17 protein-coding genes and 1 pseudogene are annotated in these 19,137 nt (G+C 64.7%); 13 read left to right on the top strand and 5 right to left on the bottom strand.

All coding sequences use genetic code 11. From position 1 onward, the window contains the following. Positions 1-14: 14 nt before the first annotated feature. The 3 genes from A9K65_RS03850 to A9K65_RS03840 all read left to right on the top strand — a co-directional run bounded on the left by A9K65_RS03850 (position 15) and on the right by A9K65_RS03840 (position 2,765). On the top strand, positions 15-1,700 hold the full coding sequence (locus tag A9K65_RS03850) for an FAD-dependent oxidoreductase (protein WP_064992722.1): 1,686 nt from the start codon (positions 15-17) through the stop codon (positions 1,698-1,700). Then, positions 1,697-2,005: a UBP-type zinc finger domain-containing protein gene (locus tag A9K65_RS03845; protein ID WP_027161196.1), complete on the top strand. Its 309-nt coding sequence runs from the start codon at positions 1,697-1,699 to the stop codon at positions 2,003-2,005. Before A9K65_RS03850 ends, A9K65_RS03845 begins: the two co-directional genes overlap by 4 nt. Before the next feature lie 196 nt (positions 2,006-2,201). Continuing rightward, positions 2,202-2,765 carry a cytochrome b gene (locus A9K65_RS03840; protein ID WP_064992723.1) on the top strand — a complete coding sequence of 188 codons (564 nt, stop codon included), beginning with the start codon at positions 2,202-2,204 and terminating at the stop codon, positions 2,763-2,765. Between the two features lie 120 nt (positions 2,766-2,885). Here the strand turns inward: A9K65_RS03840 and A9K65_RS03835 are convergent, their stop codons facing one another. Further along, positions 2,886-3,065, bottom strand: a complete 180-nt coding sequence (locus A9K65_RS03835; RefSeq protein ID WP_023814179.1) for a hypothetical protein — start codon at positions 3,063-3,065, stop codon at positions 2,886-2,888. A 130-nt stretch (positions 3,066-3,195) separates the two neighbouring features. Then, the gene (locus A9K65_RS03830) at positions 3,196-5,184 is read right to left on the bottom strand and encodes a transcriptional regulator (protein ID WP_064992724.1); all 1,989 of its coding nucleotides are present in this window, start codon (positions 5,182-5,184) and stop codon (positions 3,196-3,198) included. Between the two features lie 254 nt (positions 5,185-5,438). Between A9K65_RS03830 and cysK the strand changes: the two genes are divergently transcribed. From cysK to A9K65_RS03795, 7 genes are all read left to right on the top strand, one after another. Then, entirely contained in the window at positions 5,439-6,527 is a 1,089-nt protein-coding gene (cysK, locus tag A9K65_RS03825) for a cysteine synthase A (protein ID WP_064993010.1), read from the top strand. A 13-nt stretch (positions 6,528-6,540) separates the two neighbouring features. Continuing rightward, positions 6,541-8,028, top strand: coding sequence for an aspartate aminotransferase family protein (locus tag A9K65_RS03820; RefSeq protein WP_064992725.1), 1,488 nt, complete (start codon positions 6,541-6,543; stop codon positions 8,026-8,028). 49 nt (positions 8,029-8,077) lie between these two features. Continuing rightward, positions 8,078-8,434, top strand: a complete 357-nt coding sequence (locus A9K65_RS03815; protein WP_013528608.1) for a hypothetical protein — start codon at positions 8,078-8,080, stop codon at positions 8,432-8,434. Positions 8,435-8,561: 127 nt separating this feature from the next. Next, positions 8,562-8,933, top strand: a complete 372-nt coding sequence (locus A9K65_RS03810; protein WP_064992726.1) for a hypothetical protein — start codon at positions 8,562-8,564, stop codon at positions 8,931-8,933. 114 nt (positions 8,934-9,047) lie between these two features. Then, on the top strand, positions 9,048-9,674 hold the full coding sequence (locus tag A9K65_RS03805) for a CDGSH iron-sulfur domain-containing protein (RefSeq protein WP_064992727.1): 627 nt from the start codon (positions 9,048-9,050) through the stop codon (positions 9,672-9,674). 121 nt (positions 9,675-9,795) lie between these two features. Next, on the top strand, positions 9,796-11,838 hold the full coding sequence (locus tag A9K65_RS03800) for a hydantoinase/oxoprolinase family protein (RefSeq protein ID WP_064992728.1): 2,043 nt from the start codon (positions 9,796-9,798) through the stop codon (positions 11,836-11,838). A 98-nt stretch (positions 11,839-11,936) separates the two neighbouring features. Further along, positions 11,937-14,105 carry a malate synthase G gene (locus tag A9K65_RS03795; RefSeq protein WP_064992729.1) on the top strand — a complete coding sequence of 723 codons (2,169 nt, stop codon included), beginning with the start codon at positions 11,937-11,939 and terminating at the stop codon, positions 14,103-14,105. Between the two features lie 66 nt (positions 14,106-14,171). On the opposite strand, the gene A9K65_RS03790 is transcribed toward A9K65_RS03795, so the two are convergent. Next, on the bottom strand, positions 14,172-14,711 hold the full coding sequence (locus A9K65_RS03790; protein WP_013528603.1) for a J domain-containing protein: 540 nt from the start codon (positions 14,709-14,711) through the stop codon (positions 14,172-14,174). Between the two features lie 275 nt (positions 14,712-14,986). Continuing rightward, positions 14,987-15,922: pseudogene (locus tag A9K65_RS03785) on the bottom strand (ATP-binding protein); the annotation flags it as partial. Here A9K65_RS03785 and A9K65_RS03780 point away from each other — a divergent pair. The 3 genes from A9K65_RS03780 to A9K65_RS03770 are packed head-to-tail and all read left to right on the top strand — an operon-like array spanning position 15,923 to position 18,748. Continuing rightward, positions 15,923-17,476, top strand: a complete 1,554-nt coding sequence (locus A9K65_RS03780) for a recombinase family protein (RefSeq protein WP_064992730.1) — start codon at positions 15,923-15,925, stop codon at positions 17,474-17,476. 47 nt (positions 17,477-17,523) lie between these two features. Then, positions 17,524-18,225: an SOS response-associated peptidase gene (locus A9K65_RS03775; protein WP_064992731.1), complete on the top strand. Its 702-nt coding sequence runs from the start codon at positions 17,524-17,526 to the stop codon at positions 18,223-18,225. A 7-nt stretch (positions 18,226-18,232) separates the two neighbouring features. Further along, entirely contained in the window at positions 18,233-18,748 is a 516-nt protein-coding gene (locus A9K65_RS03770) for a DUF4145 domain-containing protein (RefSeq protein ID WP_064992732.1), read from the top strand. Positions 18,749-18,769: 21 nt separating this feature from the next. Here the strand turns inward: A9K65_RS03770 and A9K65_RS03765 are convergent, their stop codons facing one another. Continuing rightward, positions 18,770-19,090, bottom strand: coding sequence for a hypothetical protein (locus tag A9K65_RS03765; protein ID WP_064992733.1), 321 nt, complete (start codon positions 19,088-19,090; stop codon positions 18,770-18,772). Positions 19,091-19,137 lie beyond the last annotated feature (47 nt).

Genomic DNA, 19,137 nt, shown 5'->3' with positions numbered 1-19,137 from the left:
CTACGCTCAAAACCATGGCTCAATCCACCAACCCGATCTTCGGTGCCCGCCGCGACCAGGCGTTCCCCACGCTGGCCGAGGTGGACATCGACCGCATGCGCCGGTTCGGCGAGGCCAGCGCCTATGCAGCCGGCGAGCACATCATCGAAGCCGGCGATGTGGCGCCCGGCCTGATCGTCGTGCTGTCGGGTAGCGTGGACATCACCCAGGACGGCGGGCTCGGCCGGCGCGAGACGATCGTCACGCACGGCCCGGGCAGCTTTGTCGGTGAGCTGGCGCAGCTTTCGGCCCGTCCCTCGCTGGTGAATGCGCAGGCCGCCGAGCCGGTGGAGGCGTTCGTCATCCCCTCGCAGCGGCTGCGCGACCTGATGGTGCAGGAGGCCAATCTCGGCGAGCGCATCATGCGGGCGCTGATCCTGCGCCGCGTCGGGCTTTTGGAGAGCGCCACCAGCGGGCCGATCATCATCGGACCCCAGGACAATGCCGACGTGTTGCGGCTGCAGGGTTTTCTGGCGCGCAGCGGCCAGCCGCACCGCGTGCTCGATTCCGACAGCGATCCCTGCGCCAAAACGCTGGTCGAACGCTTTGAGGTCGATCCGCACCACCTGCCGATCGTGCTCTGTCCAAACGGCAGGCTGCTGATGAACCCCGGCGAAAAGGACCTCGCCCGCTGCGTCGGCCTGTTGCGCCCGATCGATGCCGATACGGTGTATGACGTGGCCATCGTCGGCGCCGGCCCGGCAGGGCTGGCGGCGGCGGTCTATGCGGCATCCGAAGGGCTGTCGACGATCGTGCTCGATTGCCGTGCCTTCGGCGGACAGGCCGGCGCCTCCTCGCGCATCGAGAACTATCTCGGTTTCCCGACCGGCATCACCGGCATGGCGCTGATGGCGCGCGCCTACAACCAGGCGCAGAAATTCGGCGTTGAAATGGTCATCCCGGACGAGGCGAAGCTTTTGAGCGCGGCCACCGACACGTCAGGCGCCCGCTATCTGCTCGATGTCGGTGACGGCGAGACCGTGCGCACGCGCAGCGTGGTGATCGCCAGCGGCGCGCGCTATCGCCGCCTCGACATCGCCGATCTTGCGCGGTTCGAGGGGACGTCCGTGCACTATTGGGCGTCGCCCATCGAAGGCCGGCTTTGCGCGGACCAGGAAGTGGCGCTTGTCGGCGCCGGCAATTCGGCCGGGCAGGCGGCTGTCTACTTGGCCAGTCATGCGCGGAAGGTGGCGCTGCTGGCGCGCGGCGGCAGCCTCGAGGCCAGCATGTCGCGCTATCTGGTCGAGCGCATCCGGGCGCAGCCGAACATCGAGGTGCTGACCGGGACCGAAATCGAGGCACTGGACGGCGAAGAGGGCAATCTTGCCACCGTGCGCTGGCGCAACCGCGCCAGCGGCGCGGAAACGACGCGCCCGATCCGCCATCTCTTCCTCTTCATCGGCGCCGATCCGAACACCGATTGGCTGGCCAACTGCGATGTCGCGCTGGACGCCAGGGGTTTCGTGCGCACCGGATCGGACATAGGATCGGCGCAGATGGAGACGAGCCGCAGCGGCGTGTTCGCCATAGGCGATGTCCGCGCCGGTTCGGTCAAACGGGTCGCGGCGGCTGTCGGCGAAGGCGCCCAGGTGGTCGCGGCTCTGCATGCCTACCTCGCGCGCGGCAACGCCGACACATTTCAAATGGCCGGGAGACCATGATGGATGAATGCAGACATACGCGCGACATCAGGAAGGTCACGCCGAGCGCGCTCGGCTGCGAGGAATGCCTGAAGAGCGGGTCGCAATGGGTGCATCTGCGGCTGTGCCGTACCTGCGGCCATGTCGGCTGCTGCGACGACTCGCCCAACCGCCACGCCACCAAGCATTTCCACGCCACCAAGCATCCGATCATCGAGGGCTACGATCCACCCGAAGGCTGGGCATGGTGTTATGTCGACGAGGTGTTTGTCGACCTCGGCGACGATGTGACCCCGCAGAACGGTCCGATCCCGCGCTTTGTTTGAGCGCCCTGGAGACGCCGAAGAAGAGCCCGGTTCGCCCGGGCTTTTCTTTGTCCAGCATTACGCGCTCGATGCCCGACTGTCCGCAAACTGACAGCTTACCCGTTCCAGTGTCCTGCCAGCTCACGATCATCCGAGCCCGACAAAGCTTTGACATGATCGCGGCTAGTTTAGAAACATTCAAAACTGGAAGGCTCGCATGCACCCCACCTATACAAGCGCACAAAAAGCCATTCACTGGGCGGTGTTTCTGCTGGTCATCGGCCTTTATGGCTTGACCTATGTGGAAGAACTTTTTCCGCGCGGCGATCCCGGCCGCGCGCTCGTCTGGTGGTTCCATATTTCGTTCGGGCTGCTGTTGGTTGCGCTGGTCGTCATCCGCGTCGGCCTGCGCCTGATACTGGGAACGCCAGGGCTGCCGACGGAAATGTCGGAGCTTGAACGATGGGCGGCCAAGATCGCGCATCTGCTGCTCTATGCGCTGCTGGTGACCATTCCGGCTCTCGGCATCCTGCTGACTTGGTACAGGGGCGACGCCTTGAGCTTCTTCGGCCTCTTCACCATCCCGGCCCCGGTATCGCCCGACCGCGACACGGCCCGGTTCATCAGGGAACTGCACAGCCTGTGCGCCAATTCGATCCTCATCCTCGCCGGAGTGCACGCGGCCGCGGCGCTATGGCATCATTTCATCCGCAAGGACGACGTGCTCAAGCGAATGCTGCCGGAAAGCACGCTCTCCTGGAGCAAGTCCGGGAAAGTGTGAAGTGGTTTCCCAGGAAAAGCGCATGGCGCCTTCCCTCGTTGATCGGGAGGGCCTTTCCCTCGACCTTCTTTTTCTTCAGAAGGCGCTCTCCCCGAGAGGGCTAACGCCGACCGATAGCGCCTACCGCACGGAGCCGGTGACGGTCGGGTCGATCATGCTGGGAACCGACTTGCGTTCGTTTCCGGCAAGCGCCGCTATGATAAGCAGGCTGGCAACCACCGGGACAAACAGGATGGCAACGCGAGCCTGCACGTAAAATATGGCGCGCCATTCATTGCGCTTGTCGGGGCTGTTGCTCATCATACTCACTTTGTCGGCCCCCCGGGCCGTGACATAGAAGCTAACGGTTAAACAACTCCTTCCGACTTCGTTAACCCGGCGGATTTGAGGCGAAATTCCCACGCGATCCCCAAGATGGCGATCCCGGGCTTCAGTTCAGCCCGATGCGGCTGGCGCCCTGCCGGAACAGCGCTACGGCATCCGGTTCGAAGCGGAAGGTGCCGATGAAATCGTCGGCGCAATAGTCCGGCCTTGTCTTGCGGATGGCGGCGGCGAAGCCGCGCGCCTCGTCGAGCCGTCCGGCCAGCGCCAGGCAGTGCGCGGCGATCGCCAGTATGATGGCGTGGGCGTTGGGCCGCGCCGCCGCCTTCAGCGCCCATTCGGCCGCCTCCTCGAACTGGCCGAGCCGGACATGCGCCATGGCGCGTGCACCCAGCATGCCGAATAGCAGCGGGTCGAACGGGCTGAGATGGCGCGAATGATCGGAAGAGCCTATCGCCGCTCGCGGGTCGCCGGACTGCGAATGCACGAATGACAAAGCGTAGTGGCCGAGCGCGAAGTTGGGGCTGAGATCGACCGCCCGCTCGAGTTCGAGCAGCGAGCCGTCCTGCTCGCCGCGCAGCCACAGCGCCCGGCCCATCGCCCAATGGGCGGCCGGATTGTGGTCGTCGACCAGCAGGCTGTGGCCGGCGCTCTCGAACGCCAGCGCGCTTTCGCGGTCGCGATCGCCCCAGCGCTGGAAGGCGTTCTGCCAGTGGGTGAAGGACAGGCCGGCATAGGCACGGGCGAAGGTCGGGTCGAGCTGCAAGGCCTGCGCAAAAAAATGCCGCGCCTGCTCGTTTTCGGCCTGGGTGAAGCGGTACATGTGCCAGAGGCCGCGATGGTAGGCCTCCCAGGCGTTGAGCGAGCTGGGCGCCTTCAGCATGGCGCGGTTGCGCTCGACCGTTTCGATCTCGGCCGAGATCGAGGAGACGATGCTGTTGCCGATGTCGTCGAGCACGGAAAAGATGTCATCGGGCCTGCGCTCGAAGGTCTCGGCCCAGACGATCCTGGCGCTGCGCACCTCGATCAGCTCGACGCTGACGATGAGGCGGCCGGACGCGCTACGCACCGTGCCGGTGGCGACATAGTCGACATTCAGCCGGCGGCCGGCATCCTCGGGCGCGATGTTCTGCTCTGCCAGCGCAAACACCGATCCGCGCGCGATGACGAAGAAATCCCTGAGCTTGGCCAGGCGGGTGATGATGTCGTGGGTGAAACCGCCGGCCAATCCGCCGCGCGTGCCGCCGCTCTCCTCGACAAACGGCATCACCGCCAGCGAGGCGTGGCTGGGCTCGACCGGGCCGGGTGCGGTGGGCATGGTAGCCACCAGTGGCGATAGCGTGGACAGGCAGGCCGTTCGAAGCGAGGTGCCCGACTGTCGGTCACGGATCGCCCGCCAGGCCGCGCGAAGCGGTGCGAAATCGAGCTCCTCCGACCGAAACAATCGTTCCGCCGCGGCCAGATGCTCTTCGGCCGCGCCGACCTCGCCGCGCCCGGCCAGATTGGACAGCAACGCCAGATGTCCGCACGTGTCGAACGGCGCCAGTTCCACCCATGTGTCGAGATGGGCGATCGCCTCGTCACTATAAGCCGGCAGGCTCGCGACAAGGCGTTCCAGCACGGCGGCATGGCAAGCGCTGAAGCGGCGGCGCTGCGAGATCAGCCAGCTGTTGAAATGCGGGCTGCGCTCGAGCTCCAGCCCGTCGAGGAAATCGCCGGCAAACAGTCCGGCCAGCACGCGCAAGCGCTCGACGTCAAGCGTGCCGATCCCTTGCGCGGCGGCGCGGCTGACCTCCAGCACATCGACCAGGCAATCGTCGAGATCGAGTGCGACCGTATCGCCTTGGGTGGAGACCCGGCGCCGGGCCGGCATGTCAAGCGCGCCGCGCAGCTTGCTCAGGCACCAGCGCAGTTCGCCCCTTGGGTCGTTCGGCACATCCCACAACAACTCGCACAGGCGACTGCGGCTGACCGGATGCGGCGCCAGCGCCAGATAGGCGAGCAGCGCGCGCAGCTTGCGTGACGCGGGCAGGGCAACCGGAGCGCCGTCGCGGGAGATCATCAGCGGTCCGAGCAGGCGCACGGAAAGGACCGGCATGTCGCCGTCCGGCCTCGATCGAGTGGATTCCACGTGCGTTTCCACGCCTGCTCCCACGCTGGCCTGTCGGCCTCTCCTGTATCACCAAACACGACACGGCGCATCCGGCAGCGGATCTCAGCGCCGGATACGGCCATTGCCGCTGTGCGGCATGTCAGTCCTAGCGCGGCAAGGTCACCAAACCTCGCCGCCCAACCCGCCGGTTTGTAACCGGCCCGTGAAGACAAAACGCGATGACAATCAAGGAGACCAAGATGTTGCAGCAACAGAAGATCAGAACCACGGCCGGGCGCGGCCGCCTGTTCGACAGCATTCTCGACACCGTCGGCGACACGCCGGTGGTTCGCATCAACAATCTCGGACCGTCCCACGCGACGATCTACGTCAAAGCCGAGTATTTCAATCCCGGCGCCTCGGTGAAGGACCGGCTGGCGCTCAACATCATCGAGGAGGGCGAGCGCAGCGGGGCGCTGAAGCCGGGCCAGACGGTGGTCGAGGCGACCAGCGGCAACACCGGCATTGGCCTCGCCATGGTCTGCGCGCAAAAGGGCTATCCGCTGGTCGTCACGATGGCCGACAGTTTTTCGGTCGAGCGCCGCAAACTGATGCGCATGCTGGGCGCCAAGGTGGTGCTGACGCCGCGCGCCGAAAAAGGTTTCGGCATGTACAAGAAGGCGGTGGAACTGGCCGAGGCCAATGGCTGGTTCCTTGCCCGCCAATTCGAGACGGCCGCCAACGCCGCCATCCACGAGGCAACGACGGCGCGCGAGATCGTCAATGATTTCGCCGGCTCGCGGCTCGATTGCTTCGTCACCGGCTATGGCACCGGTGGCACGGTGGTGGGCGTGGCGCGCGTGCTGCGCCGCGAGCGGCCGGAAACCCGCATCGTGCTCTCCGAGCCGGCCAACGCGCAGCTCATCGGCAGCGGCAAGGTCCAGCAGCGCGGCGTCGATGGTGCTCCCGCCGCCAGCCATCCAGCCTTCGAGCCGCACCCGATCCAGGGCTGGACGCCGGATTTCATCCCCAACGTGCTGCAGGAGGCGATCGACACCAGCCTCTATGACGAGGTGATGCCGATCGCCGGGCCCGAGGGCATCAAATGGGCGAGGGAATTGGCGCGCAAAGAGGGCATCTTCACCGGCATTTCCGGCGGCGCGACCTTCGCCGTGGCGCGGCAGGTCGCTGAGAAGGCGCCGGCTGGCGCGGTGATCCTGTGCATGCTGCCCGACACCGGCGAACGCTACATGTCGACGCCGCTGTTCGACGGCATCGAGGCCGAGATGGATGCCGACGAGACCGCCCTGTCGCGCTCGACGCCCGGCTGCCAGTTCCCGGCGGCTTGACGGGAGATCTGGTATGGACGCCGTGCAAGATAACCTAGGCCTGTTGGCCGAGGAAACGCTCGACCCCCTGGATTGGGCCGATGTGCAGGCCCTGTCGCACCGGGTCATCGACGATGCGGTCGATTACCTCCGCGATGTGCGCGACCGCCCGGTCTGGCGGGAGATGCCGGCCGATGTGAGTGGGGCCTTCTCGGCGCCGCTGCCGCGCTCGCCGGCGCCGCTGGATGCCGTCTATTCTGAGGTGTCCCGCACGGTGATGTCCTATCCAATGGGCAACATCCATCCGCGCTTCTGGTCCTGGTATATGGGGTCGAGCAATTTCACCGGTGCGCTCGGCGATTTCCTGGCGGCAATCCAGGGCTCGAACCTCGGCGGTGGCAACCACGCCGCCGGGCTGATGGACAGCCAGGTGGTGAACTGGTGCAAGGAGATGCTGGGCTTTCCCGCTTCTGCCGGCGGCACGCTGGTCAGCGGCGGCTCGATGGCCAACATCATCGGGCTGACCGTGGCGCGCAACGTCAAGGCCGGCATCGACGTGCGCGAGCATGGTGTCGCCGCCATCGAAAAGCCGCTGCGCTTCTACGGCTCGGAGCAGATCCACTCGTGCCACCGCAAGGCGATGGAGGCACTTGGCCTCGGCAACCGGGCACTGCGCCGCATCCCGACCGATGCCGGGCTGCGCATCGATATCGCCGCCTTGCGTGCGGCGATCACAGAGGATCGCGCGGCAGGGTTCAAGCCGGCCTGCGTCATCGGTACGGCGGGCACCGTCAACACCGGGGCGATCGACGATTTGCAGGCGCTTGCGAAGCTGTCACATGAGGAAGGCCTCTGGTTCCATGTCGACGGCTGCATCGGCGCGCTGATCGCCATTGCGCCTGAGAATGCCCATCGCGTCGCCGGCATCGAACGGGCGGATTCGGTCGCGCTCGATCCCCACAAATGGCTGCACGCGCCGTTCGAAGTCGGCTGCGCCCTGGTCAGGGATGCCGCCGCGCATCGCGGGACCTTCGCGGTGACGCCGGAATATCTGGAATCGACGCCGCGCGGCCTCGCTTCCGGCGAATGGCTGCACGACTACGGCCTGCAGACGTCGCGCGGTTTTCGCGCGCTGAAGGTGTGGATGGCGCTGAAGGAGCACGGTGTCGAGAAATTCGGCCGCCTGATCGACCAGAACATTGCCCAGGCCGTCTATCTTGCCGGCTTGATCGAGGCCGCGCCGCGGCTGCAGCTGGCGGCATCGCCGACCGTCAACATCGTCTGCTTCCGCTATCAGCCCGGTCTGACAGGCGAGGCTCTGAAGGCGCTCAACACGGAGATCATGCTGCGGCTGCAGGAACAGGGCATTGCGGCCCTTTCGGACACCACGGTGCATGGCGAGCACTGGTTGCGCGTGGCGATCACCAATCATCGCACACGGCGCGAGGATCTCGACCTGCTGGTGCGTGAAACGGTGCGGCTGGGGCATGAGATCGCGACGCAGGGTTCCGCACCTTCCTAGTTGCGGGCAGGCATGCGATTCTGCCGCGGTGATTCGGGAGATCCAGGCCGTGACGCTGTTTCGTATGGTTGCACTGGCGGCGCTGGTCTTCACCGCCTCGGCGCAGGCCGCCGACATGGCCTTCTTCGTCAAGAACCTGCGCAAGGAAGCAGTCGCGGTCGAGCTGTTCAGCCGCGACCGCGAGACGGTCTGGCCGGGCAACGACAAGGTGTTCCTGATCGCCCCTCGGTCGCAGAAATCCGTGCCGTTCTCCTGCAATCAGGGCGAACATATCTGCTATGGCGCCTGGGCCGACGGCAATGACAGCCTCTCGGCCGGCGTCGGGCCGGACAATGACCAGCCTTGCGACACCTGCTGCTTCATCTGCGTGGAACACTCGACAGAGACGATCGATCTGGTGCCGTAGAGCGCGCAAGGTTTCGTTGGACCCAAATTAAGTCAGGGATCGGCTCGTCCGGTCCACTTCCGCGATTCAGCGCTGCGTGCGATGGTCGCCCCGCGGCCGGGTGGGCCGCTTATTCAGGGGGTTACTCATGTTTCATGCCTATGCGCGCCGCGTGCTGGCCGCGCTGTCTCTCCTCATGCTGCTCGTGCCGGCGGCGCGTGCCGACGATGTCACCTTTGCCATCAAGAACGGCCACCCCAACGCCATGCGCGTCGAACTCTACAGCCAGGACCGCGACTATGTCTGGCCGGGCGATGACAAGGACTTCTACCTCGACGACGGCGAGACCAAGCAGCTGCCGATATCCTGCAACGCCGGGGAATCGATCTGTTACGGCGCCTGGGTCGATGGTGACGAGGGCACCTATTGGGGCGTCGGCCCCGGCAACAAGGAAAAATGCGAGGATTGCTGCTACACCTGCAGCGGCGGCGAGACCGAGGAGATCGAACTGGTCCCCTGACCGGTTTGCCAGCTTGACGGTCTTCGGGCCGGAGCCATAGCCTGTGCAAATACCCAGCGCGCGCCGCCTCGAACTGTTCAGACGCGACGTGCTTCAGGCAAAAGGAGCTCAGCTATGGCCGGCATGGTCGAAAGCGACAAGATCGACGTCGGGTTTTCCGGCAAGCGCTGCATCCATTCGCGCAACTGCGTGCTCGGCGATCCGCACGTCTTCGTGCCCAACGCGCCGGGCCAATGGATCCATCCCGAGGCGGCCAGCGTCGAGAAGATCGTGGCCATCGCCGAAAGCTGCCCGTCGGGCGCCATCACCTATGTCAGGAAGGATGGCGGGCCGCAGGAGCAAGCACCAGTGGTCAACACGGTGCGGCTGCGGGAAAACGGCCCGCTGGCAGTACACGCCGAAATCGTTCTCGACGGCGAGACTTCTTATCGTGCCACGCTCTGCCGCTGCGGCGCTTCGGAAAGCAAGCCGTTCTGCGACGGCAGCCACAACAAATCCGGTTTTGCCGCCACCGGCGAGCCGCAGCTGAAGGACACGCCGGCGCTCGAAGCGAGAAATGGTCCGCTGAAAGTGACGCCGACCACCAATGGCCCGCACAAGCTTGAGGGCAATCTCGAGATCGTCACCGGAACCGGCCATACGGTCGACCGTACGCAACGCGCCTTCCTCTGCCGCTGCGGCCATTCCGCCAACAAGCCGTTCTGCGATGGCACGCACAAGAAAGTGGGGTTTGTCGGGTAGGTTGGCGCTTCGGCCAACGCTGCCAATCTCCGCCTTGGCCCAGCGCTCGCAGCTTTATCGACCCGCCCGCATCGGCTAAAGGCAGGGGCAGACAGACTCCCCAGCCGGACCGCCGCCAAAAATGACAGCCAAGACCAAGCCAAAACCGTTGTTCCTCGGGATCGACACCGGCGGCACCTATACCGATGCCGTGTTGTGGTCTGAAACGGAAGGCCCGCAAGAAGGGCCGAACAAGGGCAAGGTGCTGGCCAAGGCCAAGGCGCTGACCACCAGGCATGATCTTGCCGTCGGCATTTCCGGCGCCGTCGACGCGGTGCTGCAGAAAGCCGGAACCGATCCGGCTGATATCAAGCTGGTGTCGATGTCGACGACGCTTGCCACCAACGCGCTCGTCGAGGGCCAGGGCGGCCGCGTCGCGCTGGTGATGATCGGCTTTTCCGAGGGCGACCTCGCCCGCGACGGGCTGAAGGCCGCGCTCGGCACCGATCCGGTGGTTTTTTGTCCGGGCGGCCACGACGTGCATGGCAATGCCGCCAAGCTCGATCTGTCCGGACTGGAAGCGGCGCTGCCGGAACTCGGCGCCTCGGTGTCCGGCTTTGCCGTCTGCGCCTACTTCGCCACCCGCAATCCGGCGCATGAGATCGCCGCCCGCGAGTTGATCCGCGACAAGTCCGGCCTGCCGGTCACATCGAGCCACGAGCTGTCGGCCAAGCTCGGCGGCCCGCGCCGGGCGCTGACCACTTTGCTCAACGCCAGGCTGATCTCGATGATCGACCGGCTGGTGGCAGCAACCGAAGGCTTCCTCGAGGCGCGCAACATCGCAGCACCGCTGATGGTGGTGCGCGGCGATGGCGCGCTGGTTTCAGCCGCTTTTGCCCGCCAGCGACCGATCGAGACCATCCTGTCCGGCCCGGCCGCCAGCCTGGTCGGCGCCCGCCACATGACCGGGCTCGACAATGCTGTGGTGTCCGACATCGGCGGCACCACCACCGACGTCGCCGTGCTCGACGGCGGCCGTCCCAGGCTAGATCCGGAAGGCGCCACCGTCGGCGGCTTCCGCACCATGGTCGAGGCCGTCGCCATGCGCACCTTCGGCCTCGGCGGCGATTCCGAAGTGGCGCTGGAGGATGGCGCGCTCAACCCCAGGATCCTGCTCGGGCCGCGCCGCCTGGTGCCGCTGGCGCTGGCCGGCATGGCGCATGGCGTAGCGGTGATTTCAGAGCTGGAGCGTCAGCTGCGGGCACCCAATCCCGGCCGTATGGACGGCCGCTTCGCGGTGCGCACCGGCGTGCCGGACCGGCTCGCCGCCGGCCTGACCGGCGCCGAAGCCAAGCTCTACGAGCTGATTGGTGCCGTGCCGCTCGCCGTCGACAGGCTTTTGACCTCGAACGCGCAGAACGCGACGCTGAACCGGCTGGTGTCGCGCGGGCTGGTGCATGTCGCCGGCTTCACCCCGTCGGACGCCGCCCACGTGCTGGGCAAGCAGGCGAACTGGGATCCCATCGCCGCGCGCCTCGGCGCCGAACTGTTCGCCCGCAAGCGTGACGGCCGTGGCCAGAACATCGCCGCTTCGCCGGAAGCGATCTCGGAACGGGTGCTGGTGACGCTGACGCGCTGGTCGGCCGAATATATCCTCGAGACCGCCTTTGCCGAGGATGGGCTCGACGGCGCCGCGACGGTGGCGCACGCCCTGGTGCAGCGCGCGGTCGACGCGCATCCCGGCATCGCCCGCCTGAGCGTTGCGCTCGACCGCCCGGTCATCGGCCTCGGCGCCTCGGCGCCGCTGCACTATGCCGGCTTGGCCGAGCTGATCGGCAATGACTGCGTGGTGCCCAGGGATACCGATGTCGCCAACGCGCTCGGCGCCGTCGTCGGCCAGGTCAGGGTTTCGGCCGAGGCGCGGGTCAGCCAGCCCATAGAAGGGCTGTTTCGTCTCGCCTCGGGCGAGACCGTACGCGATTTCCTCGACGAGGCAGCGGCAATCGCGGCGGCCGAGGCCGATGTCCGCGCCATCGTCGCGGAGCGCGCCAGGGATGCCGGCACCGACAGCGCCGAGATCGACGTCGCCACCGAATTCCGGGTCTCGACCGTCGAGGCCCAGCGCATGTTCATCGAGGCGCATGTCGTGGCCGTGGCCTCGGGTAGGCCAAGGATTGCGGTTTGAGCGACGCGGCGAAATACGCCACCTTCACCCTAAGCTGAATTGACCCGGCAAACCTGACATGCCAAAGGCCCGCAAAGCCTTTCATCTGGAGTAGCCTGATGACCGACCGCATCGAGATCGCCGGATTGCGGATTGCCCGCGAGCTGCATGAGTTCGTGGCCACGGAAGCGCTGCCGGGCACGGGGATCGAAGCGGACGCCTTCTGGAACGGTTTTTCGGCCATCGTCCATGATCTGGCGCCGAAGAACCGGGCGCTGCTGGCAAAGCGTGACGCCATCCAGGAACAGATAGACGGCTGGTATCGCGATCACGGCGCGTCGGTCGACATGGAGGCCTACAAGGGCTTCCTGAAAGAGATCGGCTACCTCGTTCCCGAAGGCCCGGCCTTCAGCGTGTCGACCGACAATGTCGACCCGGAAATTGCTGATGTTGCCGGACCGCAGCTGGTCGTGCCGGTGATGAATGCGCGCTATGCGCTCAACGCTGCCAATGCGCGCTGGGGTTCGCTCTACGATGCGCTCTACGGCACCGATGCCATCCCCGAAACGGATGGCGCCGAAAAGGGCAAAGCCTTCAATCCGGCACGCGGCGCCAAGGTCGTCGCCTGGACGAAGACCTTTCTCGACGAGGCTGCCCCGCTCACGTCCGGCAAATGGGCCGGCGTCAATGGCCTGTCGCTGGCGCAAGGTGCCTTGCGGCTGAGCGCCGGCGCCGGCTCGACGACGCTGGCCGACCCCAGGCAATTCGTCGGCTATCGCGGCGATGCCGCCAATCCCGATGCCGTGCTGCTTGTGCGCAACGGCCTGCACATCGAGATCGTGATCGACCGCAACAACCAGATCGGCCGCACCGATCCGGCGGGCATCGCCGATGTCATCCTGGAATCGGCGTTGACCACCATCCAGGACTGCGAGGATTCGGTCGCGGCGGTGGATGCGCCAGACAAGGTCATCGTCTACCGCAACTGGCTCGGCCTGATGAAGGGTGACCTAGCAGAAGAGATCACCAAGGGCGGCAAGAGTTTTGTCCGCAAGCTCAATCCCGACCGCGCCTACACTGCGCCCGCCGGCGGCAGGCTGACCGTGCCCGGCCGCTCGCTGATGCTGGTCAGGAATGTCGGCCACCTGATGACCAGCCCGGCGATCCTCGACCGCGACGGCAATGAGGTTCCGGAAGGCATCATGGATGCGGCGATGACGGCGCTGATCGCGCTGCACGATGTCGGGCCGAACGGCCGCCGCGCCAATTCCCGCGCCGGCTCGATGTATGTCGTGAAACCCAAGATGCATGGGCCGGAGGAAGTCGCTTTCGCCGTCGAGATCTTCGACCGCGTCGAAGCGCTGCTCGGCATGGCGAAAAATACCATCAAGATGGGCATCATGGACGAGGAGCGGCGCACCACCGTCAACCTCAAGGAGGCAATCCGCGCCGCAAAAGAGCGCGTCGTGTTCATCAACACCGGCTTCCTCGACCGCACCGGCGACGAGATCCACACCTCGATGGAAGCCGGCCCGATGATCCGCAAGGGCGACATGAAGCAGGCCGCCTGGATTTCCGCCTACGAGGCCTGGAATGTCGACACCGGGCTGGAATGCGGCTTGGCCGGCCACGCCCAGATCGGCAAGGGCATGTGGGCGATGCCGGATCTGATGGCTGCGATGCTGGTCGAGAAGATCGCCCATCCCAAGGCCGGCGCCAACACTGCCTGGGTGCCGTCGCCGACGGCGGCGACGCTGCATGCCACGCACTATCACAAGGTCGATGTTCACGCCGTGCAGGCGGCGCTGAAGAACCGGCCCAAGGCGAAGCTTGACGACATCCTGTCGGTGCCCGTTGCCGTGCGGCCGAACTGGTCGCCCGAGGATATCCAGAAGGAACTCGACAACAACGCGCAGGGCATTCTTGGCTATGTCGTGCGCTGGATCGACCAGGGCGTCGGCTGCTCGAAAGTGCCTAACATCAACGATGTCGGCCTGATGGAAGACCGCGCCACGCTGCGCATCTCCTCGCAACACATCGCCAACTGGCTGCACCACGGCGTGTGCAGCGAGGACCAGGTAATGGCGACGATGAAGCGCATGGCTGACATCGTCGACCGCCAGAACGCGGGCGACCCGCTCTACCAGCCCATGGCGGCCGATTTCGACGGATCGATCGCCTTTCAGGCCGCCTGTGATCTGGTCTTCAAGGGCCGCGTCCAGCCCAATGGCTACACCGAGCCGGTGTTGCACGCGCGGCGGCTGGAACTGAAGGCGCAGCAGGGCTGAAGAGGCCAGTCCCTGCCGTGAATGGGGCGGCAGGTCTTCGGCCTGACTTCCTCCGGAGGTGAGGCGTCAGGAAGCTGTATGGTCCAGGAGCCGGATGGTGGGATCGCGACGGTGTTCGGAGTTGACCCTATCGACGCCTTCCACCGTAATCGCGATCGTCCCGTTTTCCACTCTTGCTATCCAGCCCTTCGCTTTCAGATACCAGAGATGAAACTCGAGATGCTCTCGCGGACAGTCTGACAGGCGTTCGAGCTCCACATCCCCGATCCCGGGATTGCTGACGTCGTGCCGGCGCTTCGCGTAAAGCAGCGACAGCAGCCTGGCCTGGATCACGACATCCCGCTCGATGCCTTTGCTGTTGCTGGCTTCCTCGGTCAATTCGCGGCGAAGGCCGGCATGGTCCCTATACGCGATGTCGTATTGAGCGCGTTTGACCGGATCCTTGAGCGTGTTGTGGGCTTCCACGATTTCACTGAAGCGGGCTTCATCGCCGGTTTCGCGATTGTCGGGATGATAGCGCATCGCAAAATAGCGAAATATGCGCTCCAGCGTTTCCGAGTTGGCGTTCGGGCTGACTTCCAAAACTTCGTAGTAGTCAACGAACATAGCGGGCTCCCCGACCGCAATCATATTCACATTATCTAAATAAGGAATTCCCAATGCGGAGACCAAGACTTTGGTCCGATGCGATGACGTCCACGCCCCCGAAGACGGAGAAACGGCCGGCGCCCGGTCGGTGGGGGCAGTTGGGTGGTGAGGACGTCGACCAAGCGGACAATCAGGTCCGCGGCAGTGCGGAGATGGCCGATTCGTCGGATGACGGTTATGGCGTGATTGCGGAAGGTGGCGTGGCAAGGTCGGCTTGTCGGGCGGCGAGTGATCTACGCCGCCTGCGCCACCCGCTCCGAGCTCATGCGATAGGAAATCGCTTCGGCCAGATGGATGCGGCCGACGGTTTCGCTGGCGTCGAGATCGGCGAGTGTCCGCGCCACCTTCAGCACCCGGTGATAGGCTCGCGCCGAAAAGGCGAGCTTTTCGCTGGCGTCCTTGAGCAGCGACAGGCCGGCGGCGTCCGGCATGGCGATCTCCTCGATGACCGAGGGCGCGCAATGCGCGTTGGTGGTGGCGCGGGTGGCGCCGAGCCGCTCGAAGCGCTCGCGCTGGATGGTGCGGGCGCGTGCCACGCGCATCGCCACATCGGCACTTTTCTCCGCCCGGTCGGGCCGGATCAGGTCGCTGGCCGAGACCGCCGGCACTTCGATCCTGAGATCGATGCGGTCGAGCAGCGGGCCCGAAATGCGCGCCTGATAGTCGGTGCGGCAGCGCTCGCCGCGCAGGCAGCGATAACCAGGCTCGCCGGCCATGCCGCAGCGGCACGGGTTCATCGCCGCCACCAGCTGGATACGCGCCGGATAGGTGACGCGATGGTTGGCCCGCGCGATCATGCAGTCGCCGGTCTCCAACGGCTGGCGCAGCGCATCGAGCGTCTGCGGCGTGAACTCGGGAAACTCGTCGAGGAACAGCACGCCGTGATGGGCCAGCGACACCTCGCCCGGCCGCGCGCGGATGCCGCCGCCGACCATCGCCGCCATCGAGGCCGAGTGGTGCGGCGCGCGGAACGGCCGCCGGTCAGTCAATTTGCCTTCGCCGAGCTCTCCCGCCACCGACGCGATCATCGAGACTTCGAGCAATTCCTTCGGCGCCAGCGGCGGCAGGATCGACGGCAGCCGCTGCGCCAGCATCGATTTGCCCGAGCCCGGCGGGCCGATCATGAGCATGGTATGGACAGAAGACCTCCACCCTTGTAAGGCCCGTTCATGACGAAACATACCGCTCGCACCAACCGTCCTAAAGCCTACTCCTACATCCGGTTCTCGACCCCCGAGCAGTCGAAGGGAGATAGCTTGCGCCGTCAGATAGCCGCAGCCGAAAGGTACGCTGCGCTGCACGACCTCGCCTTGGACGACAGGCTGACTTTCCGAGACTTAGGCAATAGCGCCTATCGCGGAGCCAACGTGGAGACCGGACACCTTGGTGAGTTTCTGGCCTTCGTTGAGAGCAGGGACATCGAGCAGGGGAGTTACTTGTTGGTTGAGAGCCTTGATCGGCTTAGTAGGCAACCACCTATGAGGACACTGAAGCTCCTTAGCCGGATTTGCGAGGCAGGGATCACAGTCGTCACGCTTGATGACAGCCGAGTTTACACTGAAGAGGTTTTGGAAAGGGACGCGACGTCACTCTTGGTGGCGCTGATGGTCGCCGTAAGGGCGAACGAGGAGAGTGCGACAAAGGCGAGGCGGCTACGGGAGGCATGGGCGAACAAGCGGAACGGAGTTGCCGACCGTCCCCTATCATCACTCTGCCCCGGGTGGCTGCGCCTCAGGGAGGACAAGAAGGGTTTTGACCTCATACCAGAGCGGGCCGAGGTCGTGCGCCGTGTCTTTGACATGACGTTGGCAGGCAAGGGGCAGCATTCGATTGCCGAGGCGTTCAACAGGGAACGTGTTCCAATGTTTGGCCGTGGCAGTCATTGGCACCGGAGCTACATCAAGAAGATGCTGGCCGACGCCTCGACCATCGGAGCATTCACGCCCCACCGCGTCGAAACTGTGGGAGGCAAGAAGCGGCGCATTCCGACCGAAGCCGTGGAACGGTATTTCCCGGCGGTGATCGACCGCGAGGTGTTCGACAGGGTCAACGCTCTCTCCAGCGGGCGAGCCGTCAGGGAGACCAGCGGCGGCGGCATGGCGAACATCCTCGCCGGCCTCGCCAAGTGCCCGAAATGCGAGGCGACCATGACGCGCGTGAATAAGGGTGGCAAGAAGGGCGGCAAGCCCTACTTGGTATGCACCACGGCGAAGGCGGGAGCCGGCTGTGAGTATCGTCAGGTTCGCATGGGCGACGTTGAAGAAGCGATCATCAAGAACGCCGGATGGCTGAATGCATCATTGCCGGCCACGGATGGAGCCTTGCAGATGGAGCTGGAGGGGGCGACCAATCTAGACATGGCGGTGAGTGACGAGATTGAGAATGTGGTTGAGGCCATTGGGCAAGCGGGGCACTCGCCGGCATTGCTCGACCGCCTTTGGCAGAACGAAGCGGCACGGGAAGATGTCAGGCGAACCATTGCCGACCTTGAGCGGCGCATAGCGGACACCCTGACGAACCGCGTTCAGATGACTGCGGGGCAGTTTGTCGACGCTGCTGAGGCAGACGAACCGCGAGACGTGGCGCTGATCAACTCGACCCTCAGACAACTCTTCAGCAAGGTCGAGGTGAATTGGCCGAGCGGCCACTTGATGTTCCATTGGAAGCACGCCCCCGGGGAGACGACTGGGATCATGTACGCTTGGCCTAAGGAAGAGGGTTAGGCCTTGCCATGGCATCTAGGGCAGCCGTCTGTTGCACACTCACGATCATGTGCAACCTCTACAACATCACCACCAGTCAAGACGCGATCCGCGAGTTGACCCGTGCAATGCGGGACATCACGGGCAACCTTGAGCCCTCACTGGATGTCTATCCCAACATGCCCGGCCCCGTGGTCCGTAACGCCTCCGATGGTCAGCGCGAGCTTGCCAAGCTGCTCTGGGGGATGCCTACGCCGATAGAGCGGGTGAAGGGCAAGGCGGACTATGGCACCACCAACATCCGCAATCCTCAGTACGGCCATTGGCAGCAATACGTTGGCGCGGAGAACCGCTGTGTGGTGCCCGTGACCAGCTTCGCAGAGCCGAGCCCCAAGCCGAACGATAAGGACCCAGAGACGGGCATTCAGCGGAACTACTGGTTCGCCCGGAGTGGGGACCGTCCGCTGTTCTTCTTTGCCGGCCTTTGGACGCGCTGGCAGGGAGTTCGGAGGGTCAAGGATGGGCCGGGGGACTTCGAGCTGTACGGGTTCCTCACGACCAAACCTAACGCCCTCATCGCGCCGATCCACGAGAAGGCTATGCCGGTGATCCTGACGACGGGGGAAGAGGTGGAGGCTTGGTTGACGGCCCCGTGGTCCGACGCACGGCAGATGCAGCGGACAGCGCCAGACGATGCCTTGGTGATTGTCGATAAGCCGGCCACACAGATCAAGTTCCCCGCAGCACCCGCACAGGGCTCATTGTTCTAAGGCGCGCATGTCCGACGATCCCCACTTCAACCCGATCCGCAACATCATCCTTCCGGACGCCAAGAAGCAGCCTGACCGTTCGCTCGCCATCGTACTAGCTGCTGTAGTGGAGGATCAGCTTGGTGGGATGCTCCAGGCGAAAGTCGTGGACGACAAGAAGACCATCGAGAAGATGTTCTCAGGCATGGGTCCGCTTGCGACGTTCTCAGCTCAGATCGACCTTGGCTTCCTGCTTGGCTTCTACGGTGACGAGATACACAAGCTGCTGCATGCGATTCGCGTCGTGCGGAACACCTACGCCCATGAGATGAGACCACTCGACTTCACTTCCAACGTGATCACGACCAAGATGGGACCGTTTGAGTTCATCAACAGCTTCTCGCCGCACAGACCAAAACTCGGCAGAGAACTATACATCTTTGGGTGCGAGTTCTGTCTTGGAGCCACCTACACCGTCCGGACGGATGAGGGTCGCTTTCGCAAGCCGATAACGGGGCAACGGCCAACCGGTGCAACCTCGTAGCAGGGCAGCAGTAGTCTAACCTCAGTCCTCATCCTTCCACACCACCCGCCGAACCGTCCTGATCTCAGCAAGCCGGGTCACCCGAATGCCCTGCCGTTCTCGTGCCGATGGGTTTTGCGTCTCGGCGTGCATGTACTCGTTCTTGCCGCATCGTTTGCAGCTCATTTTGCTGCCCACCAAATCGGCCTCAACGTCCCCGAAGATTTCCCTTAGGTCACTCGGCAGGTACCAGCGTTTGACGTTACAAATGCCACAGCGGACGAGCACGAGCTGCCCGATCTCATGGGCATTGCCGAGCTTCCATTCCCCGCCGCGCTTTCGTCTTCCACCAGTATCAGGCATGGCCCAAAATAGGAACTCATTCCTCTCCGGGTCAATCCGTACTTGAC

Origin of the sequence: Mesorhizobium sp. WSM1497 (assembly GCF_001672455.2) — a bacterium.
In the GTDB taxonomy this organism is placed as follows: Bacteria; Pseudomonadota; Alphaproteobacteria; order Rhizobiales; family Rhizobiaceae; genus Mesorhizobium; species Mesorhizobium ciceri.
Note: the sequence above shows the minus strand (reverse complement) of the source record. Positions and strands in the feature narration are given on the sequence as shown.

Coding starts and splice junctions, on each gene's coding strand:
- A9K65_RS03850 (WP_064992722.1), top strand. CDS start 15: ATGGCTCAATCCACCAACCCGATCTTCGGTGCCCGCCGCGACCAGGCG.
- A9K65_RS03845 (WP_027161196.1), top strand. CDS start 1,697: ATGATGGATGAATGCAGACATACGCGCGACATCAGGAAGGTCACGCCG.
- A9K65_RS03840 (WP_064992723.1), top strand. CDS start 2,202: ATGCACCCCACCTATACAAGCGCACAAAAAGCCATTCACTGGGCGGTG.
- A9K65_RS03835 (WP_023814179.1), bottom strand. CDS start 3,065: ATGAGCAACAGCCCCGACAAGCGCAATGAATGGCGCGCCATATTTTAC.
- A9K65_RS03830 (WP_064992724.1), bottom strand. CDS start 5,184: ATGCCGGTCCTTTCCGTGCGCCTGCTCGGACCGCTGATGATCTCCCGC.
- cysK (WP_064993010.1), top strand. CDS start 5,439: ATGTTGCAGCAACAGAAGATCAGAACCACGGCCGGGCGCGGCCGCCTG.
- A9K65_RS03820 (WP_064992725.1), top strand. CDS start 6,541: ATGGACGCCGTGCAAGATAACCTAGGCCTGTTGGCCGAGGAAACGCTC.
- A9K65_RS03810 (WP_064992726.1), top strand. CDS start 8,562: ATGTTTCATGCCTATGCGCGCCGCGTGCTGGCCGCGCTGTCTCTCCTC.
- A9K65_RS03805 (WP_064992727.1), top strand. CDS start 9,048: ATGGCCGGCATGGTCGAAAGCGACAAGATCGACGTCGGGTTTTCCGGC.
- A9K65_RS03800 (WP_064992728.1), top strand. CDS start 9,796: ATGACAGCCAAGACCAAGCCAAAACCGTTGTTCCTCGGGATCGACACC.
- A9K65_RS03795 (WP_064992729.1), top strand. CDS start 11,937: ATGACCGACCGCATCGAGATCGCCGGATTGCGGATTGCCCGCGAGCTG.
- A9K65_RS03790 (WP_013528603.1), bottom strand. CDS start 14,711: ATGTTCGTTGACTACTACGAAGTTTTGGAAGTCAGCCCGAACGCCAAC.
- A9K65_RS03780 (WP_064992730.1), top strand. CDS start 15,923: ATGACGAAACATACCGCTCGCACCAACCGTCCTAAAGCCTACTCCTAC.
- A9K65_RS03775 (WP_064992731.1), top strand. CDS start 17,524: ATGTGCAACCTCTACAACATCACCACCAGTCAAGACGCGATCCGCGAG.
- A9K65_RS03770 (WP_064992732.1), top strand. CDS start 18,233: ATGTCCGACGATCCCCACTTCAACCCGATCCGCAACATCATCCTTCCG.
- A9K65_RS03765 (WP_064992733.1), bottom strand. CDS start 19,090: ATGCCTGATACTGGTGGAAGACGAAAGCGCGGCGGGGAATGGAAGCTC.